Below are 26318 nucleotides of genomic sequence, written 5' to 3'. Positions count from 1 at the left end.
GATGTTCGGTTTCGGTATCCTCACCGGTCTTCTCGTCCTGCCGCTGGTCGGCGCGGCTTTCATACTGGCGCAGCGCGGCGACGAGGCTTCGGTCGACTCGAATGCGCGCTATGCGGCGCTGGCAGCGACGATCGCGACCTTCGTGCTGGCGCTGGTCGCCTGGGGCCGTTTCGAGCCGGGCAATGCCGGCTTCCAGATGGTCGAGACCCATGGCTGGGTCTCCGACGCGATCAAGTTCAAGCTCGGCGTCGACGGGTTCTCCTTCCCCTTCGTGGTGCTGACCGCCTTCCTGATGCCGTTCTGCATCCTGGCGTCCTGGACATCCGTGACGAAGCGGGTGCGCGAATACATGGTCGCGTTCCTGATCCTGGAGACGCTGATGATCGGCGTCTTCGTGGCGCTCGACCTCGTGCTGTTCTACCTGTTCTTCGAGGCCGGCCTGATCCCGATGTTCCTGATCATCGGCATCTGGGGCGGCAAGCGGCGGGTCTACGCCTCCTATAAATTCTTCCTCTACACGCTGCTCGGCTCGGTCCTGCTGCTGCTGGCACTGATGGCGATGTACTGGAACGCCGGCACCACCGACATCCCGACGCTGCTGGCGCATCAGTTCCCGGTCGGCATGCAGACCTGGCTGTGGCTCGCCTTCTTCGCCTCTTTCGCGGTGAAGATGCCGATGTGGCCGGTTCATACCTGGCTGCCTGATGCCCATGTCGAGGCACCCACCGCAGGTTCCGTCATCCTGGCGGCGATCCTGCTGAAGATGGGCGGCTACGGCTTCATCCGCTTCTCGATCCCGATGTTCCCGGAGGCGTCGCAATATTTCGCGCCCTTCGTCTTCGCGCTCTCGGTCATCGCCATCGTCTACACCTCTCTGGTGGCGCTGATGCAGGAGGACATCAAGAAGCTGATCGCCTACTCCTCGGTGGCGCATATGGGCTTCGTCACCATGGGCCTGTTCACGCTGACGGCGCAGGGCATCCAGGGCGCGATGTTCCAGATGGTCAGCCACGGGCTGGTCTCGGGCGCGCTCTTCCTCTGCGTCGGCGTTGTCTATGACCGCATGCACACCCGTGAGATCGCGGCCTATGGCGGGCTGGTCAACCGCATGCCGATCTATGCCGTCATCTTCATGGTCTTCACCATGGCCAATGTCGGCCTTCCCGGCACGGCCGGTTTCGTCGGCGAGTTCCTGACGCTGCTGGGCGCCTTCAAGGCCAATCCCTGGGTTGCCTTCATCGCGACCTCGGGCGTCATCCTGTCGGCTGCTTACGCGCTCTGGCTCTATCGCCGCGTCATGTTCGGCGAACTGGTCAAGCCGGAGCTCAAGGGCATCATGGATCTGAACAACCGCGAGATCGTGATCCTCGTGCCGCTCGTCCTGCTGACGGTCTGGTACGGCATCCGTCCCGGCACGATCCTCGACGCATTTGCTGCGCCGACCGAAGCCCTCATCAAGAATTATCAAGCCGCACTCACCGCCGCGAAAACGGCGATGCTGGTCGTTCAGTAAGGTTGGCCCGATGACCGTCGTTCCCGCCCTCGGGCCTGCCCTGCCGGAAATCATCCTCGCGCTCGGCGCCATCGCCATGGTGCTGGTCGGCGCGATCAAGGGCGAGCGTTCGACGCGCCTGCTCGAAGGCGCGGCGATCGCGCTCTTCGTGCTGGCGCTCGTCCTGGTGCTCTCGGGCGAGGGCAAGCTCATCACCTTCAATGGCAGCTTCGTCGCCGACGGGTTCGCCCGCTTCATGAAGGTGCTGACGCTGCTGGGCGCCGCGGCCACGATTCTGCTCTCTTCCGATGCCCTGCGCCGCAGCGGCTCGATGCGCTTCGAATTCCCGATCCTCGTCGTGCTGGCGACGATCGGCATGATGATGATGATTTCGGCCAACGATCTGATCAGCCTCTATGTCGGCCTGGAATTGCAGTCGCTGGCGCTCTACGTCGTTGCCGCCTTCGACCGCGACAATGCGAAGTCGACCGAGGCCGGCCTGAAGTACTTCGTCCTCGGCGCGCTCTCCTCGGGCATGCTGCTTTACGGCTCTTCCCTGGTCTACGGCTTCACCGGCACGGTGAGCTTCCCGGGCATCGCGGCTGCCACCCATGGCGGTCATGCCGGCATCGGGCTGATCTTCGGCATCGTCTTCATCGCGGCAGGCGTCGCCTTCAAGATCTCGGCCGTGCCGTTCCATATGTGGACGCCCGACGTCTATGAGGGCGCGCCGACCCCGGTCGCCGCCTTCTTCGCCTCGGCCCCCAAGATGGCGGCGATGGCGATGGTGGTGCGCGTCTTCGTCGGCGCCTTCCCGGGCGCGCTGCATGACTGGCAGCAGATCATCATCTTCATCGCGATCGCCTCGATGGCGCTGGGCGCCTTTGCGGCGATCGGCCAGAGCAACATCAAGCGCCTGCTCGCCTATTCCTCGATCGCCAATATGGGCTATGCGCTGGTCGGGCTCGCCGCCGGCACCGCCAACGGCGTGCAGGGCGTCATGGTCTATATGGCGATCTATCTGGCGACGACGCTGGGCGCCTTTGCCTGCGTCCTGCTGATGCGCCGTGACGGCAAGCCGGTCGAGAACATCAGCGAGCTTGCCGGCCTCTCGCGCACCAATCCCTGGATGGCGTTTGCGCTGTCGATGATGATGTTCTCGCTCGCCGGCATTCCGCCTCTGGCCGGCTTCTGGGCGAAGTTCTACGTCTTCCTCGCCGCGATCGAGGCCAAGCTCTATGTGCTGGCGGTGGTCGGGGTGGTGACCAGCGTGGTTGGCGCCTATTACTATCTGCGCCTGGTCAAGATCATCTATTTCGACGACGCCAAGCCCGCCTTCGAGAAGGGCGATATCGGCGTGCGCGCCGTGCTGCTGATCTCGGCGGCCTTCGTGCTGGTGCTGTCGCTGGCTCCCGCGCCCCTGCTCAATTCGGCGGCTGCGGCGGCGAAGTCGCTGTTCTGAATGCAGCTCCCGTCATGCTCGGGCTCGACCCGAGCATCTCTCGACGGAGATATCGGGTCTGCGTGGCGCTTGTCCTTGGGCCGGCCAACGGCTGGACTCGAGGCCTGTGGCCTAGAATGACGGAAGCGATCCATGCTCTCTGAAGCAGCCCGCGCTGCCGGTTACCGTCTGATCGTCCGCGACGAAGTCGGCTCCACCATGGAGGAGGCGCGGCGGTCGCTCGACCAGGGCGATGCCGGCAAGCTCTGGATCGTGGCGCGCAGCCAGAACGCCGGTCGCGGCCGCCATGGCCGGCAATGGAGTTCGCCGCCCGGCAATCTCTATGTCAGCCTGCTGTTGACCGCGCCTTGCGAGCCGGCGCTTGCACCGCAGCTCGGCTTCGTTGCCGGATTGGCGTTGCATGACGCTGCAACGGCCGTTACAGGGCTTACAGCTCCCGATCTTGCGCTGAAATGGCCCAACGATCTGCTGATCGAGCGCGCCAAGACGGCCGGCCTCCTGCTCGAAGGCGAGAGCCGGGCAGGGCGGCTCAATGTGATCATCGGCTTCGGCGTCAACATCGTCTCCTGCGCGCAGGGCACGCCCTATCCGGCGAGTTTCCTGAAGCAGCACCAGCCGACTGCAAGCATCGAGGCGGTGCTGTCGGCGCTCAGCGGGGCCTGGCTTGCCCGCTTCAGCGCCTGGCAGCAGCCCGGCGGCTTCGGCCCGACGCGCGCCGCCTGGCTGGAGCGCGCCGCCTTTCTCGGCGAAACGATCACGATCCGCCTGCCGGAAGGCCCGCTCGAAGGGCGCTTCATCGGGCTCGACCCATCCGGCCGGCTCGAAATGGAGACCGCCACGGGCCGCCGCGCCATCGATGCCGGCGATCTGTTTTTCGGCCCGCCGGCCTGAACCACACGCATTGGGGCGGTCGCGCTATGGAGACCTGCCGCCCGGCATGGTAGGGCTCCCGCACATCTCCCGCGTTCATGCGCCGATCCATATTCCAGTCAGGATATTCAGTGACCCGTTCCAGCGATCAACTCGTCTTCGTTCCCCTCGGCGGCCTCGGCGAGATCGGCATGAACGCCGCGCTCTACGGGTTCGGCCCGGAAGGGCGGCGGAAATGGATCCTGGTCGATTGCGGCCTGTCCTTCGCCGGTCCAGAGGTTCCCGGCGTCGACATCATCCTGCCCGACCTGCGCTACATCATCGAAGAGCGCGCCAATCTGCTTGGCATCATCATCACCCACGCGCATGAAGACCATATCGGCGCGCTCGCCGCCTTGTGGCCGAGCCTGCGCGCGCCGGTCTATTGCACGCGCTTCGCCGCCGGCCTCCTGGCGACGCGCCGGCTCTCCGAGCCGGGCGCGCCCAAGGTGCCGATGCATGTGGTGGCGCAGGGCGGCCGGGTGACGCTTGGCCCCTTCGACATCGAATTCGTGCCGGTGGCGCATTCGATCCCCGAATCGAACGCGCTGGCGATCCGCACCCCGGTCGGCCTCGTCGTCCATACCGGCGACTGGAAGATCGACCCGACGCCGCAGGTCGGCCTGCCGACCGACGAGAAGCGCCTGCGCGAACTCGGTGACGAAGGCGTGCTCGCGCTGATCTGCGATTCGACCAATGTCATGCGCGACGGCACCAGCCCGAGCGAGGCCGATGTCGCAGCCAAGCTGAAGGAACTGGTGCATTCCGCACCGGGCCGCGTCGCCGTCACCACCTTCGCCTCGAATGTGGCGCGCCTGCGCGCCGTCGCCGAGGCTGCGATGGCCGATCAGCGCGAGGTCGTCGTCGTTGGGCGCGCCATGGACCGCGTCATCGATGTCGCGCGCGAATGCGGCTATCTCGACGGCATCCCGGCCTTCCGCTCGGCCGACACCTATGGCTATCTGCCGCGCGACAAGGTCGTGGCGCTGCTCACTGGCAGCCAGGGCGAACCGCGCGCGGCGCTCTCGCGCATCGCCTCCGACGACCATCCCGAGATCGCGCTCTCGCCCGGCGACCGGGTGATCTTCTCGTCGCGCACCATTCCCGGCAATGAGAAGGCCGTCGGCAACATCCTGAATGCGCTCGCGCGCGACAATATCGAGATCATCACCGACCGCACCCATCTCGTCCATGTCTCCGGGCATCCGCGCCGCGAGGAGATGGCCAGGCTTTATGGCTGGCTGAAGCCGAAGATCGTCATCCCCGCCCATGGCGAGGATCTGCATCTCTCGGAGCACGCCATCTTCGCACGTGGGCTCGGCGTCAAGATCGTGGTGCGTGCCGGGAATGGCGATGTCGTCGCGATCACAGCCGACGGCGCCAGCAAGGTCGACGAGGTCACGCATGGCCGCCTCTATCAGGACGGTACGCTGCTGGTGAACGCGCTGGAGAAGACCATCTCCGAGCGCCGGAAGCTGTCCTTCGCCGGCATGATCTCGGTCGCGGTCGCTATCGACGAGAAGGGCGGGCTTGCCGGCGATCCCGAGATCGCGGTGCTGGGCCTGCCACCGCGGACGCGCGACGGCACCGATTTCGACGAATATGTCGCCGAGGCCGTCTCCGAATTGATCGACGGCATCCCCAAGGCGCGCCGGCGCGATCCCGAGGCGCTCCGCAATGCGCTGGAGCGCGGCCTGCGCAGCGCCGTCAACGAGGAATGGGGCAAGAAGCCGCTGGTGCATGCGCTGGTGATCGAGGTTTAAGCTGGCACGACTTTGCTCGGAACTACCGCGTCATCCCGGACGCAGCGAAGCGGAGATCCGGGATCCATCGTAGGGAACTGCGCTCTACGATGGATCCCGGATCGGCGCTGCGGCGCAGCTTGTCCGGGATGACGGCGTGGTTCAGAGCCAGGATGGGTAAGCTCGATGAAGGGAAAGCCATGATCGGACGCCTCAACCATGTCGCCATCGCCGTGAAGGATCTCGCGGCCTCGACGGCGCTCTATCGCGATACGCTGGGCGCGCGGGTTTCGCAGCCGCTGCCGCAGCCGGAGCATGGTGTGACCGTGGTCTTCGTGGAACTGCCGAACACCAAGATTGAATTGCTGGAGCCGATGGGGCCTGATTCGCCGGTAGCGAAGTTCCTCGAGCGCAATCCCGATGGCGGCATCCATCATATCTGCTACGAGGTCGACGACATTCTGGCTGCCCGCGACCGGTTGAAGGCGACGGGCGCGCGCGTTCTCGGCTCCGGAGAGCCGCGTATCGGCGCCCATGGCAAGCCGGTGCTGTTCCTGCACCCCAAGGATTTCTGCGGCACGCTCGTCGAGCTCGAGCAGGCCTGAGCGCGATGGACGAGATCACCTTCTTCGGCGAGCCGGAGGCGGGGTCGCCCCGCCCCTTCAGCGCCGCAACGCGGGCCGGTGGCCTGATTTTCGTCTCCGGCCATTCGGCGCCGCATGATCCCGAGCGTGGCGTCTTTCGCGGGGATACGCCGGCCGAGGAGGTCCGCAACGCATTGGCGAAGATCGCCGAGATCCTGGCAGAGGCCGGCAGCAGTCTCGGCCGCGTCGTGCAGGTTTCGATGCTGATCACCAATCCCGACGACTATGCCGCCTGCAACGCCGAATATGTGAAGCATTTTCCCGGCGGGTTGCCGGCGCGCCATACGGCTCGTTTCGGCGTGCCGACGCAGGCGCGCGTCGCTTTTTCCTGCATCGCGCTCGCCGGCGATGCGACAAGGGATGACCGCTCATGACCATCGCCGGCGGGCTCGCCGTTTATTTCGTGATCTGGTGGACGGTGCTGTTTGCCGTGCTGCCCTTCGGTGTGCGCAGCCAGGCAGAGGCCGGTGAGGTCACGGACGGCACGGAACCGGGCGCGCCGGTCCTTCCAGGCTTGCTCAAGAAGGCCTCGATCACCTCGGTCATCGCCGGGGTGGTCTTCGCGCTGGTCTGGTATATCTGGGCGAAGTTCGACCTCTAGTCTTCGCGTGCTGGACTTCAAAAAGAAAAAGGCAAGGCCGATGCCTTGCCTTGGAAGTCTGTTTTTACCGCAGCAACGGCACGCATCTGATCGCGCGCGACTCATATACTAGGCGGGCGTTTGTTCCTCCCGAGACCTGGTCCGCGACGCTTCGATAATCGCAAAGCGTGTCCAGCCCGGAATGATTAGCGGATTATGACGGGGCTGTCACCACTTTAGGCATGCGCAGCCTGATCTTTTTGCAAGTTTATTCTGTGTTGCACTTGTGCAGTGCAGCAAAGTTCTATCCGGGGCGTTTTCCCGCCTTGTTCCGGCCAAAGGATGCCGCTAGGCGAGTGCCAGACCAGCCGGGCCCGCCGGTTGCCATGGAGATCGTCTATGCTGCGCAGCTCTCTCGCCGCTCTTGCCCTCATCGCCTCGCTCGGCATGGCCCAGGCCCAGGCGCCGGACCCGGCCAATACACTGGTTCTGGAGACCAAGGACGGGCCGGTGACGATCCGGCTGCGGCCCGATCTGGCGCCCAAGCATGTCGCGCAGATCAAGGCGTTGACCAAGCGCGGCTTTTATGACGGCATCGTCTTCCACCGCGTCATCGACGGCTTCATGGCCCAGACCGGCGACCCGACCGGCACCGGCACCGGCAAGTCCGACCTGCCGAACCTGCCGGCCGAATTCAGCCCGACACCTTACAAGGTCGGCTCGGTCGGCATGGCCCGCTCGCAATCGCCGGATTCCGCCAATTCCCAGTTCTTCATCTGCTTTGAAGGCTGCGGTTCGCTGACCGGCCAGTACACGCTGTTCGGCGAGGTCGTCTCCGGCATGGACGCCGTGCGCAAGATCAAGAAGGGCAGCCAATCGGCCAATGGCCAGGTCACCAACCCCGACAAGATCATCCGCATGCGCCTGCAGGCCGACGCCAAGTAACCGACGCCAAGTAACGGCCAACCACAAGCAGGGCCAGTCAGGGGAGGGCCGTGACAATGCTGCGCGCGGCTCTCACTTGTCTCCTGCTGCTGGCGGCCGGCTCGGCCGCTGCGCAGGATACACGCGATCTCGGCCTGCCGCCGCCGTCCGGTTCGCAAAATCCCGTCCTGCCGCCGCCATCCGGTTCGCAGAACCCTATTCTGCCGCCGCAGTCGGGGCAGCGCTACATGCCAGGCATCGGCGGCCCCTTTAGCGGGGATGACATGCCGGGCAGCGGCTATCGCGGGATCAGGCCGCCCCGAGAGTCGCGCAGCGGCGAGATCGGCGTGGCCGGAGGGCTTGCGCCTTCGACGAAACCGTTCGAAGGCGAGGCGCTTGCCCGTCTCACCGATATCGCGCCCGCTTTGCGGCGCTGCTGGCATCCGCCCGTCATCGACGGTCCCGATACGGGCGTCATGGCGACGGTCAGGTTCAGCCTGCGCCGAGACGGTTCGCTCTTCGGCCAGCCGCGTGTAACCTGGGAAACCAGGCGGACCGACCCGGCCTTGCGCCAGCGTTTCACGGACTCGGTGGTTGCCGCTGTTCGCGATTGCACACCGATGAGGTTGTCGCCGCAGCTCGGAGCGAGTATCGCGGGGCGACCTTTTTCCATTCGCTTCCACGGCCGCGCGCCGTCCACAGAAAGGCAGATCTGATGTCGCTCGATCCCGAGAACACCCTCGTCATGGAAACCACCAAGGGCAAAGTCGTCATCAAGCTGCGCCCCGACCTGGCTCCCGGCCATGTCGAGCGCCTGAAGACGCTCTCGCGCCAGGGCTTTTATGACGGCATCGTCTTCCACCGCGTCATCGACGGCTTCATGGCCCAGGTCGGCTGCCCGCATGGCACCGGCACCGGCGGCTCGGACCTGCCCGACCTGAAGGCCGAGTTCAATGCCGAACCGCATGTGCGCGGCATCTGCTCGATGGCCCGTTCGCAGAACCCGAACTCGGCCAACAGCCAGTTCTTCATTGTCTTCGACGATGCCCGCTTCCTCGACAAGCAGTACACCGTCTGGGGCGAAGTCGTTGAAGGCATGGAGAATGTCGACAAGATCAAGCGCGGCGAGCCGGTGCGCGATCCCGACTCGATCGTCTCGATGAAGGTTCTGGCCGACGCGGCCTGATCCAGACCGTGGATGTCGGGCTCTTCGATTTCGACCTCCCCGAAGACCGCATCGCGCTGAGGCCCGCAAGCCCGCGCGATGCGGCGCGCCTGCTTGTCGTCAGGCCTGGTGCACCCGAACCATTCGAGGATCGCGGCATCCGCGACCTCGTCGGCCTGCTCCAACCGGGTGATGCGCTTGTCCTGAACGACACCCGCGTCATCCCCTCGCGGCTGCGTGGCCGGCGCTTCCGAGGCGGGACGTCTGCCGGCATCGAGATCATGCTGCACAAGCGCGCGGGCGCCGATCGCTGGCTCGCCTTCGCCCGCCCGGCCAAGAAACTCACTCTCGGCGAGATGATCGTCTTCGGTGAGGCCGGCGCAGGCAATGTCTGCGAACTCGGCCGGCTCGAGGCCGAGGTTTTGTCAAAAGGCGAGGGCGGCGAGGTCGAGTTGCGCTTCGCTCTGTCAGGGCCAATTCTCGATGAGGCTATCGCGCGGCACGGTGAGCTGCCGCTGCCGCCCTACATCGCCGGCAAACGCCCGACCGACCAACAGGATGCGAGCGACTACCAGACCATGCACGCCCGCGAGGACGGCGCGGTCGCCGCGCCGACGGCTGGCCTGCATTTCACGCCGGAGCTTGTCGCTGCGCTCGATGCATACGGGGTCTCGCGCCACCTCGTTACGCTGCATGTCGGCGCGGGGACCTTCCTGCCAGTGAAGGTGGATGACACAAGCGAACACCGCATGCATGCCGAATGGGGCAGCGTCTCGGCCGAGACCGCCGCCGCGCTGAATGCGGTCAGGGCAAAGGGCGGGCGCGTCATTGCGGTCGGCACGACCTCGCTGCGGCTCCTGGAGAGCGCCACCGGCGAGGATGGCGTCATCGCGCCTTTCTCCGGCGACACCGCGATCTTCATCACGCCGGGCTATCGTTTCCGCGCCGTCGACCTGCTGCTGACCAATTTCCACCTGCCGCGCTCGACGCTGTTCATGCTGGTCTCGGCCTTCTGCGGTCTCGACATCATGAAACGCGCCTATGCCCATGCGATCGCGGAGAATTATCGCTTCTACTCCTATGGCGATGCCAGCCTGCTGCATCGCGCTCTGCCGTCTGCCTGAAGCCGTGGCGAGCCTGTCAGTCTCACACGTCATTGCGAGCGCAGCGAAGCAATCCAGACTGAGCACCCTGCCGCCCTGGATTGCTTCGCTGCGCTCGCAATGACGGCGGGGCGGCATTTGGCCCAGGACGGCCAGACTCCTACGATGTCGGCGAAAGGCGTTGATCCGGCTCGCAATCGCCGCGCGGAAATGCTAACCGGCACGGCAACAAGGGAATTCTGACGGGCCATGGCCGATATTTTTCGCGAGATCGATGAAGAGGTGCGCCGCGACAAGGCGGCGGCCATCTGGAGCAAATACGGCAATGTCTTCGTCGCGCTGGCCGTGCTGGCCGTGCTCGCCGTCGCCGGCTGGCAATATTGGCTGCATCGCGAGAACCAGGCCTCCCAGGCTGTCGGCGCGCGGCTCGAAGCCGCGCTGAAATCCTCGCGCGACGGCAATGGCGCGGAGGCCGAGACGATTCTGAAGGAGCTCACTGAGAGCGCTCCCGCCGGCTATCGTCAGATCGCGCGCTTCCGTCTTGCTGCCGAGACCGCCAAGCGCGATGCCGCTGCCGGCGTCGCTGCTTTCGATGCGCTCGCCAATGATGGCGGACTCGATCAGCTCTATCGCGATCTGGCGCGCCTGCGCGCCGGCATGCTGCGCGTCGATCTCGCGCCCTACGCCGAGGTCAAGACGGCGCTGGAGCCGCTGGTGACGCCTCAGGGCGTCTGGCGCCACTCGGCGCGGGAGATGCTGGGCATCGCCGCACTCAAGGCCAATCTGTTCGAGGATGCCGGGCGCTGGTTCGATGCGATCGTCACCGACCCGCAGGCGCCGCAGGTGCTGCGCCAGCGCACCGATCTCTACCTCGCTCTGGTTCGCGGCGGCCCGGTCGAGACGAAGAACTGAGTTCCCACGAACGAGGTTTGCGAGAATTTCATTTGTAGCGCTGGTCATCCCGGGCGACCCTAGGGGGATCTGGGATGACCGTGCGCTTTTATCGGCTGCGAAGGAGCCAACGTCGTTGGACCACGCAGGCGAAACAGGAATAGTTGACACGCAATGACCGCCATCGTCGCCATCATCGGCCGCCCCAATGTCGGCAAGTCGACGCTGTTCAACCGGCTCGTCGGCAAGAAGCTCGCGCTCGTCGACGACCGGCCCGGCGTGACGCGCGACCGGCGCGAGGGCGAGGCCTCGCTCGGACATCTGCGCTTCAACGTGATCGATACGGCGGGTCTGGAAGAGGCCGACAAGGATTCGCTCCTGGGCCGGATGCGCGCGCAGACGGAAACCGCGATCGCCCAGGCCGACGTCATCCTGTTCATGATCGATGCGCGGCTCGGTCTGACGCCGATGGATCAGCCCTTCGCCGATCTGGTGCGCAAATCCGGCAAGCCCGTCATCCTGCTCGCCAACAAGGCCGAGGGGAAAAAGGGGCTGGACGGCATCTTCGAATCCTATGCGCTGGGCCTTGGCGATCCCGTGCCGTTCTCGGCCGAGCACGGCGAGGGCACGTCCGATTTGCTGGAGGCGCTCGCGCCCTTCGTCGATGTCGAGCCGGAAGAGGAAGAGGCCTTCGACGAGAGCTATGGCGACAAGCGCTGGGTGGATGCCCCGGCCGCCGTCGGCGAGGAAGACGAAGAGTACAACGACCCGAACAAGCCGCTGCGCGTCACCATCATCGGCCGCCCCAATGCCGGCAAGTCGACCTTGGTCAACCGCATGATCGGCGAGGAACGGCTGCTGACCGGCCCTGAGGCCGGCATCACCCGCGACACCATCTCCGTCGACTATGAATGGCGAGGCCGCCCCGTAAAACTGTTCGATACGGCCGGGATGCGCAAACGCGCCCGCATCGAGGAAAAGCTCGAGAAGATGTCGGTGCAGGACGCGCTGCGCGCGATCCGCTTCGCCGAGGTCGTCGTCGTGTTGCTGGATGCCACGATCCCGTTCGAGAAGCAGGACCTGACGCTCGTCGATTTCACCGAGCGCGAGGGCCGCACCGTCGTCATCGGCCTGAACAAATGGGATCTCGTCGCCGACAAGAACGGCTTGCTGGCTGAGCTGAAGGAGAAGGCCAAGCATCTGCTCGCGCAGGTGCGCGGCGTGCCGATCGTGCCGCTGTCCGGGCTTGCCGGCGAAGGCATCGACCGCTTGATGCAGGCGGTGTTCGAGAGCTACGACGTCTGGAATCGTCGCATCTCGACGGCGCGGATCAACCGCTGGCTGGAAGGTGTGCTCTCGGCCCATCCGCCGCCAGCCGTCGCAGGCCGGCGCATCAAGATCCGCTACATGACGCAGGCCAAGGCGCGCCCGCCGACCTTTGCTCTGTTCGGCAACCAGCTCGACCATCTGCCGGTGTCCTACACCCGCTATCTGGTCAACAATCTGCGCGAGGCCTTCGAACTGCCGGGCACGCCGATCCGCCTGCATACGCGCGGCGGCGAAAACCCTTACGACAAGGGCAAGAAGTAGCGTGGTTCTTCCCTTCTCCCCTCGGAGGAGAAGGGATGCCTCAGGCCGGCATTTGCGGCGTCAGCACTTTTCCCTGCGGGAAATCGAAGATCTTGCCGGTCTCGCTCCATGCGGGCGAGGCGATCTCGACCAGATGCGGCGCGAGCTCCTCCGGCGTCCTGAGCGTCAGCGGATCCTCGCCCGGCATCGCCTCGGCGCGCATCTTGGTCCGCAGCGGGCCCGGATTGACCAGCATCACCTTCAGCGGTGTCGTCACGGTCTCGGCGGCATAGGTGCGCGCCATGGCTTCGACGGCTGCCTTCGAGATCGAGTAAGGCCCCCAATAAGCCAGGCATTTATGCGCGGCGCCCGAGGACATCAGGATCACGCGGGCAGCGTCCGACGCCTGCAGCGCCGGCTCGACCGATTTCAGCAAGCGCCAATTCGCCGTGACATTGGTGTCGAACACATTGGCCCATTCCTTCGGCGAGGCGTGGGTCAGGGGCGTCAATGGCCCCAATATGCCGGCATTGGCCAGGAGGATGTCGAGCTTGCCCCAGCGCTGCAGGAGGGCTGGGCCGAGCTTCTCGATCGCGGCGGTATCCGCGAGGTCGACCGGGACGAGCGTCGTGCTGCCGCCCAACGCCAGAATCTCGTCGTCCAGCTCTTCGAGAGCCCCGGTGGTGCGGGCAAGCGCGACGACATGTGCGCCGGCCTGGGCGAAGGCGAGCGCCGCTGCCCGGCCGATGCCGCGCGATGCGCCGGTGACGAGCGCGACGCGCCCTTCCAAAGGCTTGGACATGGACTTCCTTGAGCGGGGCTCAGCCGGCTTCGGCCAGCAGCGAAATCTGCTGCTTGGCGCTCTCCCCGACCACATCAGTCAGAGAGGTCGGATAATCGCCGGTGAAGCAGTGGTCGGTGAATTGCGGGCGGACCGCATCGCGTCCGGCATGGCCCATGGCGCGGTAGAGCCCGTCGACCGACAGGAAGGCCAGCGAATCGGCGCCGACGAACTGGCGCATTTCCTCGAGCGAATGCGTCGCGGCCAGCAGTTTTTCGCGGTCGGGCGTATCGATGCCGTAATAATCGGGGTGCGTGATCGGCGGCGAGGAGATGCGGAAATGCACCTCGCGCGCGCCGGCCTCGCGCATCATCTTGACGATCTTCAGCGACGTCGTCCCGCGCACGATCGAATCGTCGACGAGCACGATGCTCTTGCCCTCGACGACGCTGCGATTGGCGGAATGCTTCAGGCGCACGCCGAGTTCGCGGACCTTCTGCGTCGGCTCGATGAAGGTGCGCCCGACATAATGATTGCGAATGATGCCGAGCTCGAAGGGGATGCCGCTCGCCTGCGAGAAGCCGAGCGCGGCTGGCACGCCGGAATCGGGCACGGGCACGATCACATCGGCATTTGCCGGGGCTTCGGACGCGAGCTGCGCGCCCATCTGCTTGCGGCGCTCATAGATGCTGCGGCCCTTCACGATGGAGTCGGGCCGGGCGAAATAGATGTATTCGAAGATGCAGGGCCGCTCGGCGACCGGCGGGAAGGGCTTGTGGCTCTCGATGCCACTCTCGGAGATGACGACGACTTCGCCGTTTTCGACCTCGCGGATGAACTTCGCGCCGATGATGTCGAGCGCGCAGGTCTCGGAGGTCAGGATCGGGCAGCCATCGAGCTCGCCCAGCACCAGCGGGCGGATGCCGAGCGGGTCGCGCACGCCGATCAGCTTCTTGTTGGTGATGCCGACGAAGGCGTAGGCCCCCTCGATCTGGCGGATAGCTTCGACGAAGCGCTCGATGAAATGCGATTTGCGGCTGCGCGCGACGAGATGCAGCAGCACCTCGGTGTCCGATGTCGACTGGTAGATCGCGCCGTCGCGGACGAGGTTACGCCGCAGCGTCAGGCCATTGGTCAGGTTGCCGTTATGCGCGACCGCGAACCCGCCGCCATGGAGCTCGGCGAAAAGCGGCTGGACGTTGCGCAGGATGGTCTCGCCCGTGGTCGAGTAGCGCACATGGCCGATCGCCTGCTTGCCCTTGAGCTTCTCGATGACGGAGACTTCCGAGAAGGCGTCGCCGACGAGGCCGAGCCTGCGCTCGGAGTGGAAGCGCTTACCGTCGAAGCTGACGATGCCCGCAGCCTCCTGGCCGCGATGCTGCAGGGCGTGCAGGCCCAGCGCCGTCAGAGCGGCGGCGTCGGCATGTCCGAAGATGCCGAAGACGCCGCACTCCTCCCGCAGCCGGTCGGCATTGGGGTCAAAGGCGGCTTCGGCTTCGGTCTGCAGCGTCATCACGGGCTCCAATGCGGCAGGACTGGGAGGTCTCTACGCTCGAATTACGGACGGGGTTGGGCAGGCGTCGTTGCTTTGCCAGCTTCGATCACCCGCTGCAATGCCTGCTTGTCGTTGGCATCGGGCACCTGGGTGCGGCGCTGTGGGTCGGCGGTGGGGCTGGCGGGGGCGCGAGGCTCCTCGGCCGGCGCCTCCGTCGGCTCCTCGCCTGTCTTGGGCTTGAGCATCTTCTTGATCATGTCGGAGTTGATGTCTTGCGGCAGCATCGTCAAGAGCGAGCGGCCGGTTTCCTCGAGAAGCGGGCGAGCGCGCGCATCCTTGGCCCAGGACGGCAGGTTCTTCTCGGGCAGCAGCGCGCTGAAGAACAGATAACCGACGACGGCAAGCAGCAGGCCGCGACCGGCGCCGAAGACGAAGCCGAGCGTCCGATCCAGCGCGCCGATGCGCGAATCTAGCACGAAGTCCGAAATCCGCGCCGTCACCAGCGAAACCACGATCAAGGTCACTAGGAACAGCGCCGCGATCGAGGCGATCAGGGCAATCGTGTCATTGGGGATGTATTGCTTGGCGAGCGGCAGGAGCTGCGGGTGGAAGACCCAGGCCACGGCGGCTGCGGCGACCCAGGAGGCGATCGCCAGCACTTCGCGCGTCAGGCCGCGCACGGCGGCCAGCAATGCCGAGATCAAAACCACGCCGACAACGACGAGATCGAGGATGGTGACAGGCATGGATAAGCCGCTTCGCTTAAGAACTCAGGAAGGCCTGCGCGAAATGGGCGGGCCACATCGTTTTTGCTATACGCGCTCGCATGGCCTGCGTCACCATTGCGTCCGAGTCATTTCACATCTCTGCGAGGTGCTCGCGCCGCGATATCGGCAACAAGCTCGGTGACATGGCCGAAGCGCCGCAGCACCAGCCCGCCGCCATCGCCTGTATCTGCGCCGCCTGAAGGCATCAGCGCCGATTCGAAGCCAAGCTTGGAAGCCTCGCGCAAGCGCGCGGGCGCGACCGATACCGGCCGAATCGCGCCCGACAGCGCGATCTCGCCGAAATAGACCGATTCCGGCGGCAGGATCGCCCCGCTCAGCGATGAGACCAGCGCGGCGGCGACCGCCAGATCGGCGGCAGGTTCGTTGACCCGCAGGCCGCCGGCGACATTCAGATAGACATCGTGCTGGCCAAGCTTGAGCCCACCATGGGTCTCGAGCACGGCAAGCACCATGGCCAGGCGGCTGTTCTCCCAGCCGACCACGGCGCGGCGCGGCGTGCCCAGCGAGGTCGGAGCGACCAGGGCCTGGATCTCGACCAGCACGGGCCGCGTGCCCTCGATCCCGGCAAAGACCGCGGCACCCGGCGCCGCCTGATCCCGGTCCGCGAGGAAAAGCGCCGAGGGGTTGGTGACTTCCGACAGGCCCATCCCGGTCATTTCGAAGACGCCGATTTCGTCGGTGGGGCCGAAGCGGTTCTTCTGGGCGCGCAGGATGCGGAAGGCATGCGCGCCTTCCCCCTCGAAGGAGAGCACGGCGTCCACCATGTGCTCGACGACGCGCGGGCCTGCGATCTGCCCGTCCTTGGTGACATGGCCGACGAGAATCAGGCAGGCGCCGCTGGTCTTGGCATAGCGGATCAGCGCCTGCGCCGAACCGCGAACCTGAGTGACGGTGCCCGGTGCGCTCTCGACTTCGCCCGACCACATGGTCTGGATCGAGTCGATCACCACCAGGGCAGGGCGGTTGCCCTGGCCCAAGGTCGCGATGATGTCCTCGACATTGGTCTCCGCCGCCAGATCGACTGGGGAGTCGGCCAGCCCCATGCGCTCGGCGCGCAAGCGGACCTGGCCGGTGGATTCCTCACCCGAGACATAGACGACGCGGCGGCCGGAGAGCGCCAGCGCGGCGCAGGCCTGCATCAGCAAGGTCGACTTGCCGATACCGGGATTGCCGCCGATCAGCAGCACCGAGCCTGGCACGAAGCCGCCGCCGGTGACACGGTCGAGCTCGCCGATGCCGGCCTTGATGCGCGGCGCGTCCTGTGTGTCGCCCTTCAGCGTCTCCAGGGCGAAGACGCGTCCGCGCGCCTTGCCGTTCGACGAGGTGCGGCCTCCGGGAACTGGCGCGGCCTGGGCTTCCTCAGATAGCGAGGACCAGGTGCCGCAGGCGTCGCATTTGCCCTGCCAGCGGTGATAAACCGCCCCGCAAGCCTGGCAGATGTAAGTGGGACCGCGCTTGGCCATTGCGTCTTACGATGTCTTTCCGGGGCTTCGCGCCAGCGAAGAACCCGGCACCCATGACGGGACGCGACATTTTCCAAGCACGGTGGAAGGCGCGCGCCCGGTCGTGGGTTCCGGGTTCACGGCTGCGCCGTGCCCCGGAATGACAGTGGTGGGCTCGCCTGCCAACGTGCTTACAACCCCACATAGCGGCGCGCGTAACGCCGGCCGAGGCTGGTCAGAATCTCGTAGCCGACCGTCTTGGCCCCGGCACCGACCGTCTCGATATCGAGCGAGCCGCCGATCAAGGTCACGCTCGCGCCGCGAACCGCCGCGCCGGCCGGGGCGTCGGTGACGTCGACGATGATGAGATCCATCGAGACAGAGCCGACGAAAGGACAGATGACACCGCCGACCAGCGCCGAGCCGCCGGTGACGGTATCGGTCCAGCTCGCATTGCGCGGGTAGCCGTCGGCATAGCCGAGGCAGATGGTGGCGAGCTTGCGCCGGCTCTTGGCCGTCCAGCGACCATTATAGCCGACCTGTGTACCGGGCTCGACCTCGCGCAACTGGATGATGCGCGCTTCCAGGCCGATGACGGGCTGCATCGGGTTGGCCTGGCCCGGCGTCGGGTTGCCGCCATAGAGCGCATAGCCTGGCCGGGTCAGCTGATAGGACGGGCAGTCCTTCAGGAAATGGCCGGAAGAATTCTTCAGCGAGGCCGGCGTGTCGGGGAATGCGGCCGCGATCTCGGCGAAGGCCGCGATCTGGCGGGCATTGGCCGGGTCCGCCTCGTCCTCGGAGGAGGCGAAATGGCTCATCACCAGCCCGATCCCGGCCGCGGCGATCACGCCGCTGCGCTCGCGGGCCAGGTTGAGCCCCTCGCCGGGCCAGAGCCCGAGCCGGTTCATCGCGGTATCGACATGCAGCGCCGCAGGCCGGACCTGTGCGCCGGTCTGGCGAAAGGAGGCCCATTCCAGCAGTTCCTCATGCGAACCGAGCACGGGCGACAGACCGTGTTCCGCATAGACGCCGCATGTGTCGGGCAAAAGCCCGTTGAGGATATAGACCGCTGCATCGGGGGCAACGCTGCGCACGCGGATGCCCTCGGAGAGATGCGCGACGAAGAAGCTGCGGCAGCCGGCCCTGGCGAGCGCCGTCACCGCCGGTTCGATGCCGATGCCATAGGCGTTCGCCTTGACCACTGCGCCGGCTTCCGCGCCTGCGCGCGCGCCCAGCGCCCGCCAATTGGCGACAAGCGCGCCGAGATCGATGGTGAGGATGGCGCCGGCGGTCGCGGCGTCGGTTGAATCGAAGGTGCTCATTCGCGATCCGTGCTCATTCGCGATCCGGAAGCCGGAGGTCGTCCGCGCGGTCGGAGAAGCGCGTCACCTCCGCGTCGAACTGGAGGGCGATGCTACCGGTCGGGCCATGGCGCTGCTTGCCGATGATGAGCTCCGCCACGCCATGGGCGGCTTCCATCTCGATTTGCCACTTGTTGTGCTCTTCGGTGCCGGGGCGCGGCTCCTTGCCCTTGAGGTAGTATTCGTCGCGATAGACGAACATCACGACGTCGGCGTCCTGCTCGATCGAGCCGGATTCACGCAGATCCGAGAGCTGCGGACGCTTGTCGTCGCGGCTTTCGACCTGGCGCGAGAGCTGCGAAAGCGCGATGATCGGAACGGAAAGCTCCTTGGCCAGCGCCTTCAGGCTGGTGGTGATCTCGGTCAATTCCTGCACACGATTCTGGCTGTTCTTGGACGAGCCGGAGAGGAGCTGCAGATAGTCGATGAAGAGGGCGTCGAGCCCCTTCTGACGCTTCAATCGGCGGGCGCGGGCAACGAGCTGGGCGATCGAGATGCCGCCGGTCTGGTCGATATAGAGCGGCAGCTTCTCGATCTGCGCCGCGACATCGGTCAGCCTCGCAAAGTCGGCCTCGGTGATGCGGCCCTGCCTGATCTTGTAGGAGGAGATGCCAGACTGTTCGGCGACGATGCGGGTCGCCAGCTGATCGGCCGACATTTCGAGCGAGAAGAAGGCGACGATGGCGCCATCGACGGTCTTGAGCGTACCGTCCGGCTGCCGCTCGCCGCGCCAGGCCTTCGCCATGTTGAAGGCGATGTTCGTTGCAAGCGACGTCTTGCCCATGGCGGGGCGGCCGGCGAGGACGATCAGGTCGGAGGGCTGCAGGCCGCCCATGCGCTGGTCGAGATCGCGCAGGCCCGAAGAGATGCCCGAGAGACCGCCGGCGCGCGCATAGGCGTTGGCCGCCATGTCGATCGCGGTGCGCAGCGCATTGTCGAATTTCTGGAAGCCGCCCTCATAGCGGCCCTTTTCGGCGAGCTCGTAGAGCTTGCGCTCGGCGTCCTCGATCTGCTCCCGCGGCGCCATGTCGACTGGCGCGTCATAGGCGACATTGACCAGCTCCTCACCGACGCCGATGAGCTGGCGGCGGATGGCGAGGTCGTAGACCGTGCGGCCGTAGTCCTGTGCGTTGATGACCGTCGTCGCTTCGGCCGCGAGGCGGGCGAGATATTGCGAGGCGGTGATGCCGCCGAGATCCATCTCGCCGACGAAGGTCTTGAGCGTGATCGGCGTGGCGATCTTGCCGGCGCGGACAAGGCTCGACATCAACTCGAAGACGCGCTGGTGGATAGCCTCGAAGAAATGGTCCGGCAGCAGGAAGTCGGAGACGCGATAGAAGGCGTCGTTATTGACCAGGATCGCGCCCAGCAGCGCCTGCTCCGCCTCGATGTTGTGAGGCTGGACGCGGTACTCGGCCTCGCGGTTTTCGAGGCGGGCGACGAGGGCGGTGGCGGTGGCCATGGTCTGCGGACAGGTTCTGTCAGGGATGAGTCGGAACGTAGCTTAGTCTAGCACCCTGACGGTTTGCGCCAGCACCGAATCCGCAATCCACGGCACTCCACAGCCCACCAAACGAAAAGGGCGCCATGTTGCCATGGCGCCCTTGACTCGATGCGAAATCGAGAAAGCTCAGCGATCGTCCTCGCCGGCTTCCGCCAGGGCCGCGCCGACCTCGAGGCCGAGATCGTCGAGGTCGAATTCCTCGCGGGCCGTGACGTTCTCGCCGCGCACCTGGCGCTCGGCCTCTTCCGCCGAACGGGCGACGTTGATCGTGACCGTCACCGAGACTTCCGGATGCAGCACGACCGGGACGGTGTGCAGGCCCAGCGTCTTGATCGGGGCGTTCAGCGTCACCTGGCTGCGGGCGACGTGGAAGCCGTCGGCGGTCAGGGACTCGGCGATGTCGCGGGTCGAGACCGAGCCGTAGAGCACGCCGGACTCGCCCGACTGGCGCAGGATCACGACCGAGTGGCCGTTCAGCGTCTCGGCGACGGTCTCGGCTTCCGACTTCAGCTCGAGATTGCGGGTCTCGAGTTCGATGCGCTGGGTCTCGAAGCGCTTGCGGTTGTCTTCGGTGGCGCGCAGCGCCTTGCCGCGGGCGAGCAGGTAGTTGCGGCCGAAGCCATCGCGCACGCGCACGACTTCGCCCATCTGGCCGAGCTTGGCGACGCGTTCGAGCAGGATCACTTCCATGGTCTTAATCTCCGTTTTGAGTTTGGTTGATGGGCTTAGGCGTTGGGTGGTGGAGGCAGTGCGACCCGCTTGCGCAGGCCGAGAAGGGTGTCGAGCAGGCCCGCCAGAGCCAAAAGCGGCGTCAGGACGGCCTGCATGACGATGAGCGCAACATAGACCGAGACGAGCATCGGTGTGCGCCAGGCCTTGCCGCGTGAGGCGTCATGCAGGAGCGCGAGCCCACTGAACATGAAGGCGGCAAGCAAGGCCCCGGTCATCGCCGCGCCGGCGACGCCGACGAAGCCGCCGAGCGAAGCCGTCACCATGGCGAGCACAAGCAGCAGCAGCGCCTGGCGCGGCAATGTGGTGGCGGGGATGAACGGCCAGGGCCGCGGCAGCCGACCCGAAATACGAACCGCCTTGGCGGCGATCCAGAGATTGGCGGTGATCGTGGTGACGAAGGACGCGCCTATACCGACCGGAACCGCTGGCGCGAGGCTCTGGGCGAGTTCCGGCAGCCGGACATCGGCGGGCAGCGCGATCAGCTTGGCGCGCACCATCTCGGTGAGCAGGTTTTCGATGATGCGGGCGATGACGGAGCGATACGCCTCGTAATCCGTTGTCATCACGAGCGCGCTGCCGACGGTGACAAGTGCGGCCGTTCCAGCGATCCAGAGCAGCAGCCGGCCGAGCGGATACCACTCGAAAGCGCCTGCCTCCTCGCGCGCCAGCAAGGCGAGATAGGCGATCCACCAGGCCGGCACGGCGATGATGACGGCAAAGCCGACACCTGCGGTGAGGCTGAGCGCAACAGTGACCGCGAGCGCGCCCGCGGCGATGGCCACAAGGCCCGCGCGGTGGTTCCAGCCGAGCGCTGCGATGAAGATCGGAAGGGGGGCGGCGGAATACAGCAATGCCGCCAGCGGCGATCCAGTGATCACCACCGCGAAGAGCAGGGCCGCTACCAGGCCCGCGCCGATGCCGACGATCGGAAGCATGCTTTCGTCCTGCTGTCCCGCTGTTCGCTGGCCTTCCGGCCCGACAGGGTGAGAGGCTTTTCGCCTCAACATACCCGGTGGAGTTTCACCACTGGGCGACCATGGGTTGTCGTTTCGATGAACCGGCGGCGCCAGGGCGCCGCCGGGCAGTCTCAAATCCGCTCAGCGGATGACGTAGGGCAGCAGGCCAAGGAAGCGGGCGCGCTTGATCGCCTGGGCGAGCTCACGCTGCTTCTTGGCGGAGACCGCCGTGATGCGCGACGGCACGATCTTGCCGCGCTCGGAGATATAGCGCGAGAGCAGGCGCACATCCTTGTAGTCGATCTTCGGAGCGCCCTCGCCCGAGAAGGGGCAGGACTTGCGGCGGCGGAAGAAGGGGCGGCGAGCGCCGGCTGATGCAGTCGACATGGCTCAGACCTCCGCGCCAGTGGTTTCGGTGACTTCGTCGTCACGACGCGGACGGTCGCGGCGCGGGCCACGATCGCGGTCGAACCGGTCACCACCGCCGGCGCCACGATCGAAGCGGTCGCCCCGATCGCCACGGTCGTCGCGGTCACGCTTCTGCAGCATGGCCGACTGACCCTCTTCGAGCTCCTCGACGCGAACGGTCAGGAAGCGCAGGACGTCTTCGTTGATGCGCATCTGGCGCTCCATCTCCAGCACGGCGGCGGAGGGGGCGTTGATGTTCAGCAGCGAGTAATGCGCCTTGCGGTTCTTCTTGATGCGGTAGCCGAGCGACTTGACGCCCCAGTACTCCACCTTCGGAACCGAGCCGCCATTCGCCTCGATGATGCCCTTGAACTGCTCGACAAGGGCCTCGACCTGCTGCGCGCTGACGTCTTGTCGCGCGAGCAGGACATGCTCGTACAATGCCATTGAGTGGCCTTTCTGTTTCACCCTGCTTCGCCCGGCGCGGAGCCCTCCGAGCCCTGGAACAGGCCCGACAGGATTTCATCGAAGGCGGAGACACGGGATGACGGTCCTGGTTAGGAACCTGCGGGCGAAAGCACGCCATCCGTTCAGCCTCCGGCCGAACAAGCAGAAGCGGGTCGTTACAGGCTGACGACGCCTCGCGCAACCAAAATCAGTGCAAAGAACCCGTGTGGACAGCGGAAATGTCGCATGAGTTGCTTGACGGGAGCTCGCCAGCAATGTGACAGCGCCGTCTTGATCACTATGGCGTGACGATCGAGGTTTGCCTGAAATGACCACAGCGTTCATCTTTCCCGGCCAGGGTTCCCAGGTCGTGGGCATGGGCAAGAGCCTGACCGAGGCCTTCCCTCAGGCGAAAGCCGTGTTCGACGAGGTCGATGCTGCGCTCTCGCAGAAGCTCTCGGTCCTGATGTGGGAAGGGCCGGCCGAGGAATTGACGCTGACCGCCAATGCGCAGCCGGCGCTGATGGCCGTCAGCCTCGCGGTCATTCGCGTGCTCGAGGCCGAGGCCGGGCTCGATCTGAAGCGCGACGCGGCCTTCGTCGCCGGCCACTCGCTCGGCGAGTATTCGGCGCTCGCGGCGGCTGGGACCTTCAGCATCAAGGATGCGGCGCGTCTGCTGCGCATCCGCGGCGACGCCATGCAAAAGGCCGTGCCGGCCGGGCAGGGCGCTATGGCAGCGCTTTTGGGGGCCGAGCTCGATCTCGCGCGCTCGATAGCCAGTGACGCCGCGCAGGGCGAAGTCTGCGAGGCGGCCAATGACAATGGCGGTGGCCAGGTCGTGCTGTCGGGCGCCAAGGCGGCGATCGAGCGCGCCATCGCGCTTTCCGCCGAACGCGGCGTCAAGCGCGCCATGCTGCTGCCGGTTTCCGCGCCCTTCCATTGTGCCTTGATGCAGCCTGCGGCCGAGGCCATGCGCGCCGCGCTGGCGGCCGTCTCGATGCAGGCGCCGGTCGTTCCGGTGATGGCGAATGTCGGGGCCGCGCCGCTGAGCGATCCGGCCGCGATTCGCGCCTCATTGGTGGCGCAGGTCACCGGCACGGTGCGCTGGCGTGAATGCGTGCTGGCGATGGCCGATGCCGGGGTCACGCAATTCGTCGAGGCCGGCAGCGGCAAGGTGCTGGCCGGATTGATCAAGCGGATCGCTGCGGGAGCCGCCACCATCTCCGTCGGCACGGCCGACGATATTGCGAATTACAAAACCCGGAACGGGTGAAACGGCGGGGCGCCGAACACAGGGAGAGACCATGTTTGATTTGACAGGCAAGAAGGCCCTGGTCACCGGCGCGACCGGCGGCTTGGGTGGCGCGATCGCGCGGCAACTGCATCGCCAGGGCGCGACCGTGGCGCTCTCGGGGACGCGCGTCGAGGCGCTGGAAGCCCTGGCCGCCGAGCTCGGCGAGCGGGCCGTGATCGCGCCCTGCAATCTGTCCGACAAGGAATCGGTCGAGGCGCTTGTGCCGGCGGCGGAAGAGAAGCTCGGTGGACTCGACATCCTCGTCAACAATGCCGGCGTCACGCGCGACAACCTGTTCCTGCGCCTGAAGGACGAGGATTGGGACAGCGTCATCGCCGTCAATCTGACCGCGGCCTTCAGGCTCTCGCGCGCGGCGGTGAAGACGATGATGCGCCGGCGCTATGGTCGTATCATCTCGATCGGCTCCGTCGTCGGAACGACCGGCAATCCCGGGCAGGGCAATTATGCGGCCTCCAAGGCCGGGCTGATCGGCATGTCGAAGGCGCTCGCGGCCGAGGTCGCCAGCCGCAACATCACCGTCAATATCGTCGCGCCTGGGTTCATCGAGTCGCCGATGACGCAGGCGCTCAATGAAAAGCAGCGCGAGGGCATCTTGTCCGACGTGCCGATGGGCCGGCTGGGTTCGGGCGCAGATGTTGCTGCCGCGGTTGCCTACCTCGCCAGCAACGAGGCCGCTTACGTGACGGGGCAGACTCTGCACGTCAACGGCGGAATGACAATGATTTGAATGGCTTGATAAAGCTTTTCAAAAGTTTTTAAAGAGGGTTTTGTACTCTCGCCAGCCTCCACAGCCTGTGTTACTGAGCGCCGTCGCGCTGCAGCGCAGGTGCCGAGGGGACTTGACGAGGACCCGGTTGTTGCGTTTGTGCAGGCTTCGAGAGTTCCGGCCCGCCGGCACCATTCTGGTGAGGCGGGATACGGGAAGTGCAATTCCCCTATACGCGTCGCGATCCAGCGGTGTGTTTCAAGCTTTAAGGAAGAGACCCATGAGCGATGTCGCCGAGCGCGTGAAGAAGATCGTGGTCGAGCATCTCGGCGTCGAGCCGGAGAAGGTCGTGGATGGCGCGAACTTCATCGAAGACCTGGGCGCTGACAGCCTCGACACCGTCGAGCTGGTGATGGCCTTCGAGGAAGAGTTTGGCGTCGAGATCCCTGACGATGCGGCCGAGACGATCGTGACCGTCGGCGACGCCGTCAAGTTCCTGTCGAAGACCGCCTGAGCAGCCTTCAGGTCGCTCGCCGCCGAAAGTCCCATGGTTTCACGCAGTTTTACGATGCGACGTGTCGTCGTCACCGGCCTCGGCATGGTGACGCCGCTTGGATGTGGCGTCGAGCCGACTTGGGCTCGCATTCTGTCCGGCGCCAGCGGCGCCGGGCCGATCACGAGTTTTGACGCGAGCGATCTGCCTGCGCGGATCGCCTGCAACATCCGGCGTGGCGACGGAACCGACAGCAGCTTCAATCCCGACGATTGGATGGAGCCGAAGGAACAGCGCAAGGTCGATGATTTCATCGTCTTTGCGATGGCTGCGGCCAAGCAGGCGCTGACCGATGCGAACTGGGCACCCGAGAGCTATGAGGATCAGACCGCGACCGGTGTCGCGATCGGTTCCGGCATTGGCGGGCTCGGCGGCATCTATGAAGCTTCCATCCTGCTGAAGGAGCGCGGGCCGCGCCGGCTCTCGCCCTTCTTCATCCCCGGCCGCCTGAGCAATCTGGCGGCAGGCTATGTCTCGATCGAGAACCATCTCAAGGGCCCCAACCACGCGGTTGTGACGGCATGCTCCACCGGCGCTCATGCGATCGGCGACGCTGCTCGCATGGTCGCGCTCGGCGATGCCGAGGTGATGGTGGCCGGCGGCACGGAATCGGCGATCAACCGGCTCGGCATTGCAGGTTTCTGCGCCTGCCGGGCGCTGTCGACCGGCTTCAACGACACGCCCGAGAAGGCCTCGCGCCCTTACGACAAGGACCGCGACGGCTTCGTCATGGGCGAGGGCGCCGGCGTCGTCGTGCTGGAGGAACTCGAACACGCCTTGGCGCGCGGCGCCCGCATCTATGCCGAGATCACCGGCTACGGCATGTCGGGTGACGCCTATCACATCACCTCGCCTTCGGAAGACGGCGACGGCGCTTATCGCTGCATGTCCGCGGCCTTGAATCGGGCGGGGCTGACGGCGTCCGATCTCGATTATGTCAACGCGCATGGCACCTCGACGCAGCTCGGTGACGAGATCGAACTGCGCGCGGTCGAGCGGCTTCTGGCCAATGCCTCGCGCAAGCCGGCGATGTCATCGACCAAATCGGCCACGGGCCACCTGCTCGGCGCCGCCGGCGCGATCGAGGCGATCTTCTCGATCCTGGCGATTCGCGACCAGGTCGCGCCGCCGACGATCAATCTCGACAACCCCTCCGTCGAGACCGATCTCGATCTCGTGCCTCATGTCGCCAAGAAGCGCCGCATCGACGCCGTGCTGTCGAATTCCTTCGGCTTTGGCGGGACCAACGCCTCTCTGGTTATGCGGCGCTACGTCGACTGAACTCCGGATTTCGGGGGGCAGCGCGCTTTCGCCATAATTTCTGCTAGTCTGCCGGTCGAAACCACGAC

General features: G+C 65.8%; 27 protein-coding genes. 17 read left to right on the top strand and 10 right to left on the bottom strand.

Features of this window, described 5'->3' with window-relative positions; all coding sequences use genetic code 11:
* Window position 1: 1 nt before the first annotated feature.
* From CYD53_RS04630 to der, 13 genes are all read left to right on the top strand, one after another.
* Entirely contained in the window at window positions 2-1513 is a 1512-nt protein-coding gene (locus tag CYD53_RS04630; protein WP_103716943.1) for an NADH-quinone oxidoreductase subunit M, read from the top strand.
* Window positions 1514-1523: 10 nt separating this feature from the next.
* Window positions 1524-2954 carry an NADH-quinone oxidoreductase subunit NuoN gene (gene nuoN / locus CYD53_RS04625; RefSeq protein ID WP_103716942.1) on the top strand — a complete coding sequence of 477 codons (1431 nt, stop codon included), beginning with the start codon at window positions 1524-1526 and terminating at the stop codon, window positions 2952-2954.
* Between the two features lie 132 nt (window positions 2955-3086).
* A complete protein-coding gene (locus tag CYD53_RS04620; RefSeq protein WP_103716941.1) occupies window positions 3087-3845 on the top strand; it encodes a biotin--[acetyl-CoA-carboxylase] ligase in 759 nt (252 codons plus the stop codon).
* Between the two features lie 110 nt (window positions 3846-3955).
* A complete protein-coding gene (locus tag CYD53_RS04615; protein ID WP_103716940.1) occupies window positions 3956-5626 on the top strand; it encodes a ribonuclease J in 1671 nt (556 codons plus the stop codon).
* Between the two features lie 179 nt (window positions 5627-5805).
* Window positions 5806-6210: a methylmalonyl-CoA epimerase gene (gene mce / locus CYD53_RS04610; protein ID WP_103717113.1), complete on the top strand. Its 405-nt coding sequence runs from the start codon at window positions 5806-5808 to the stop codon at window positions 6208-6210.
* 5 nt (window positions 6211-6215) lie between these two features.
* The gene (locus tag CYD53_RS04605; RefSeq protein WP_103716939.1) at window positions 6216-6623 is read left to right on the top strand and encodes a RidA family protein; all 408 of its coding nucleotides are present in this window, start codon (window positions 6216-6218) and stop codon (window positions 6621-6623) included.
* Window positions 6620-6850 (top strand): DUF1467 family protein, encoded by a 231-nt coding sequence (locus CYD53_RS04600; RefSeq protein WP_103716938.1) that lies wholly within the window; start codon window positions 6620-6622, stop codon window positions 6848-6850. The genes CYD53_RS04605 and CYD53_RS04600 overlap by 4 nt, the downstream gene beginning before the upstream one ends.
* Before the next feature lie 378 nt (window positions 6851-7228).
* A complete protein-coding gene (locus CYD53_RS04595; protein WP_103716937.1) occupies window positions 7229-7774 on the top strand; it encodes a peptidylprolyl isomerase in 546 nt (181 codons plus the stop codon).
* 56 nt (window positions 7775-7830) lie between these two features.
* A complete protein-coding gene (locus CYD53_RS04590) occupies window positions 7831-8469 on the top strand; it encodes a hypothetical protein (protein WP_103716936.1) in 639 nt (212 codons plus the stop codon).
* Entirely contained in the window at window positions 8469-8939 is a 471-nt protein-coding gene (locus CYD53_RS04585) for a peptidylprolyl isomerase (RefSeq protein WP_103716935.1), read from the top strand. The genes CYD53_RS04590 and CYD53_RS04585 overlap by 1 nt, the downstream gene beginning before the upstream one ends.
* Before the next feature lie 8 nt (window positions 8940-8947).
* On the top strand, window positions 8948-10042 hold the full coding sequence (queA, locus tag CYD53_RS04580) for a tRNA preQ1(34) S-adenosylmethionine ribosyltransferase-isomerase QueA (RefSeq protein ID WP_103716934.1): 1095 nt from the start codon (window positions 8948-8950) through the stop codon (window positions 10040-10042).
* 228 nt (window positions 10043-10270) lie between these two features.
* Window positions 10271-10933 carry a tetratricopeptide repeat protein gene (locus CYD53_RS04575; protein WP_103716933.1) on the top strand — a complete coding sequence of 221 codons (663 nt, stop codon included), beginning with the start codon at window positions 10271-10273 and terminating at the stop codon, window positions 10931-10933.
* Between the two features lie 153 nt (window positions 10934-11086).
* On the top strand, window positions 11087-12502 hold the full coding sequence (gene der, locus CYD53_RS04570) for a ribosome biogenesis GTPase Der (protein WP_103716932.1): 1416 nt from the start codon (window positions 11087-11089) through the stop codon (window positions 12500-12502).
* Between the two features lie 40 nt (window positions 12503-12542).
* Here der and CYD53_RS04565 read toward each other — a convergent pair whose 3' ends face one another.
* The 10 genes from CYD53_RS04565 to rpsF form a co-directional block, all read right to left on the bottom strand.
* On the bottom strand, window positions 12543-13283 hold the full coding sequence (locus CYD53_RS04565) for an SDR family NAD(P)-dependent oxidoreductase (RefSeq protein ID WP_069691704.1): 741 nt from the start codon (window positions 13281-13283) through the stop codon (window positions 12543-12545).
* Between the two features lie 19 nt (window positions 13284-13302).
* A complete protein-coding gene (gene purF, locus CYD53_RS04560) occupies window positions 13303-14775 on the bottom strand; it encodes an amidophosphoribosyltransferase (RefSeq protein ID WP_103716931.1) in 1473 nt (490 codons plus the stop codon).
* 44 nt (window positions 14776-14819) lie between these two features.
* On the bottom strand, window positions 14820-15503 hold the full coding sequence (locus CYD53_RS04555; RefSeq protein ID WP_103716930.1) for a CvpA family protein: 684 nt from the start codon (window positions 15501-15503) through the stop codon (window positions 14820-14822).
* 107 nt (window positions 15504-15610) lie between these two features.
* A complete protein-coding gene (radA, locus tag CYD53_RS04550) occupies window positions 15611-17008 on the bottom strand; it encodes a DNA repair protein RadA (RefSeq protein WP_103716929.1) in 1398 nt (465 codons plus the stop codon).
* Between the two features lie 170 nt (window positions 17009-17178).
* Complete coding sequence (gene alr, locus CYD53_RS04545) at window positions 17179-18309, bottom strand: alanine racemase (protein ID WP_103716928.1); 1131 nt, start codon at window positions 18307-18309, stop codon at window positions 17179-17181.
* A 13-nt stretch (window positions 18310-18322) separates the two neighbouring features.
* Complete coding sequence (locus tag CYD53_RS04540) at window positions 18323-19810, bottom strand: replicative DNA helicase (RefSeq protein ID WP_103716927.1); 1488 nt, start codon at window positions 19808-19810, stop codon at window positions 18323-18325.
* Between the two features lie 168 nt (window positions 19811-19978).
* Complete coding sequence (gene rplI / locus CYD53_RS04535; protein WP_092165833.1) at window positions 19979-20542, bottom strand: 50S ribosomal protein L9; 564 nt, start codon at window positions 20540-20542, stop codon at window positions 19979-19981.
* Between the two features lie 35 nt (window positions 20543-20577).
* Window positions 20578-21519, bottom strand: coding sequence for a DUF2232 domain-containing protein (locus CYD53_RS04530; protein WP_103716926.1), 942 nt, complete (start codon window positions 21517-21519; stop codon window positions 20578-20580).
* Window positions 21520-21681: 162 nt separating this feature from the next.
* On the bottom strand, window positions 21682-21927 hold the full coding sequence (gene rpsR / locus CYD53_RS04525) for a 30S ribosomal protein S18 (RefSeq protein WP_038367644.1): 246 nt from the start codon (window positions 21925-21927) through the stop codon (window positions 21682-21684).
* A 3-nt stretch (window positions 21928-21930) separates the two neighbouring features.
* Window positions 21931-22395, bottom strand: coding sequence for a 30S ribosomal protein S6 (gene rpsF / locus CYD53_RS04520; RefSeq protein ID WP_103716925.1), 465 nt, complete (start codon window positions 22393-22395; stop codon window positions 21931-21933).
* Window positions 22396-22723: 328 nt separating this feature from the next.
* On the opposite strand from rpsF, the gene fabD reads away from it, so the two are divergent.
* The 4 genes from fabD (at window position 22724) to fabF (ending at window position 26250) form a co-directional block, all read left to right on the top strand.
* Window positions 22724-23668 carry an ACP S-malonyltransferase gene (gene fabD / locus CYD53_RS04515; protein WP_103716924.1) on the top strand — a complete coding sequence of 315 codons (945 nt, stop codon included), beginning with the start codon at window positions 22724-22726 and terminating at the stop codon, window positions 23666-23668.
* Between the two features lie 31 nt (window positions 23669-23699).
* Entirely contained in the window at window positions 23700-24437 is a 738-nt protein-coding gene (gene fabG, locus CYD53_RS04510) for a 3-oxoacyl-[acyl-carrier-protein] reductase (protein ID WP_103716923.1), read from the top strand.
* Between the two features lie 259 nt (window positions 24438-24696).
* Complete coding sequence (locus CYD53_RS04505; protein WP_054207921.1) at window positions 24697-24930, top strand: acyl carrier protein; 234 nt, start codon at window positions 24697-24699, stop codon at window positions 24928-24930.
* 54 nt (window positions 24931-24984) lie between these two features.
* The gene (gene fabF / locus CYD53_RS04500) at window positions 24985-26250 is read left to right on the top strand and encodes a beta-ketoacyl-ACP synthase II (protein ID WP_103716922.1); all 1266 of its coding nucleotides are present in this window, start codon (window positions 24985-24987) and stop codon (window positions 26248-26250) included.
* Window positions 26251-26318: the final 68 nt, after the last annotated feature.

Source organism: Allobosea psychrotolerans, assembly GCF_002917105.1.
In the GTDB taxonomy this organism is placed as follows: domain Bacteria; phylum Pseudomonadota; class Alphaproteobacteria; order Rhizobiales; family Beijerinckiaceae; genus Allobosea; species Allobosea psychrotolerans.
This window is presented reverse-complemented; position numbering and strand designations above follow the sequence as displayed.

Excerpts from the sequence above, each read along its gene's own strand:
- CYD53_RS04590 (WP_103716936.1), top strand. The coding sequence starts at position 7,831 with ATGCTGCGCGCGGCTCTCACTTGTCTCCTGCTGCTGGCGGCCGGCTCG.
- CYD53_RS04630 (WP_103716943.1), top strand. The coding sequence starts at position 2 with ATGTTCGGTTTCGGTATCCTCACCGGTCTTCTCGTCCTGCCGCTGGTC.
- rplI (WP_092165833.1), bottom strand. The coding sequence starts at position 20,542 with ATGGAAGTGATCCTGCTCGAACGCGTCGCCAAGCTCGGCCAGATGGGC.
- alr (WP_103716928.1), bottom strand. The coding sequence starts at position 18,309 with ATGAGCACCTTCGATTCAACCGACGCCGCGACCGCCGGCGCCATCCTC.
- der (WP_103716932.1), top strand. The coding sequence starts at position 11,087 with ATGACCGCCATCGTCGCCATCATCGGCCGCCCCAATGTCGGCAAGTCG.
- CYD53_RS04565 (WP_069691704.1), bottom strand. The coding sequence starts at position 13,283 with ATGTCCAAGCCTTTGGAAGGGCGCGTCGCGCTCGTCACCGGCGCATCG.
- CYD53_RS04540 (WP_103716927.1), bottom strand. The coding sequence starts at position 19,810 with ATGGCCACCGCCACCGCCCTCGTCGCCCGCCTCGAAAACCGCGAGGCC.
- nuoN (WP_103716942.1), top strand. The coding sequence starts at position 1,524 with ATGACCGTCGTTCCCGCCCTCGGGCCTGCCCTGCCGGAAATCATCCTC.
- mce (WP_103717113.1), top strand. The coding sequence starts at position 5,806 with ATGATCGGACGCCTCAACCATGTCGCCATCGCCGTGAAGGATCTCGCG.
- purF (WP_103716931.1), bottom strand. The coding sequence starts at position 14,775 with ATGACGCTGCAGACCGAAGCCGAAGCCGCCTTTGACCCCAATGCCGAC.
- CYD53_RS04595 (WP_103716937.1), top strand. The coding sequence starts at position 7,229 with ATGCTGCGCAGCTCTCTCGCCGCTCTTGCCCTCATCGCCTCGCTCGGC.
- rpsF (WP_103716925.1), bottom strand. The coding sequence starts at position 22,395 with ATGGCATTGTACGAGCATGTCCTGCTCGCGCGACAAGACGTCAGCGCG.
- CYD53_RS04505 (WP_054207921.1), top strand. The coding sequence starts at position 24,697 with ATGAGCGATGTCGCCGAGCGCGTGAAGAAGATCGTGGTCGAGCATCTC.
- CYD53_RS04575 (WP_103716933.1), top strand. The coding sequence starts at position 10,271 with ATGGCCGATATTTTTCGCGAGATCGATGAAGAGGTGCGCCGCGACAAG.
- fabD (WP_103716924.1), top strand. The coding sequence starts at position 22,724 with ATGACCACAGCGTTCATCTTTCCCGGCCAGGGTTCCCAGGTCGTGGGC.
- CYD53_RS04530 (WP_103716926.1), bottom strand. The coding sequence starts at position 21,519 with ATGCTTCCGATCGTCGGCATCGGCGCGGGCCTGGTAGCGGCCCTGCTC.
- rpsR (WP_038367644.1), bottom strand. The coding sequence starts at position 21,927 with ATGTCGACTGCATCAGCCGGCGCTCGCCGCCCCTTCTTCCGCCGCCGC.
- fabF (WP_103716922.1), top strand. The coding sequence starts at position 24,985 with ATGCGACGTGTCGTCGTCACCGGCCTCGGCATGGTGACGCCGCTTGGA.
- fabG (WP_103716923.1), top strand. The coding sequence starts at position 23,700 with ATGTTTGATTTGACAGGCAAGAAGGCCCTGGTCACCGGCGCGACCGGC.
- CYD53_RS04620 (WP_103716941.1), top strand. The coding sequence starts at position 3,087 with ATGCTCTCTGAAGCAGCCCGCGCTGCCGGTTACCGTCTGATCGTCCGC.
- CYD53_RS04600 (WP_103716938.1), top strand. The coding sequence starts at position 6,620 with ATGACCATCGCCGGCGGGCTCGCCGTTTATTTCGTGATCTGGTGGACG.
- CYD53_RS04555 (WP_103716930.1), bottom strand. The coding sequence starts at position 15,503 with ATGCCTGTCACCATCCTCGATCTCGTCGTTGTCGGCGTGGTTTTGATC.
- CYD53_RS04605 (WP_103716939.1), top strand. The coding sequence starts at position 6,216 with ATGGACGAGATCACCTTCTTCGGCGAGCCGGAGGCGGGGTCGCCCCGC.
- CYD53_RS04585 (WP_103716935.1), top strand. The coding sequence starts at position 8,469 with ATGTCGCTCGATCCCGAGAACACCCTCGTCATGGAAACCACCAAGGGC.
- radA (WP_103716929.1), bottom strand. The coding sequence starts at position 17,008 with ATGGCCAAGCGCGGTCCCACTTACATCTGCCAGGCTTGCGGGGCGGTT.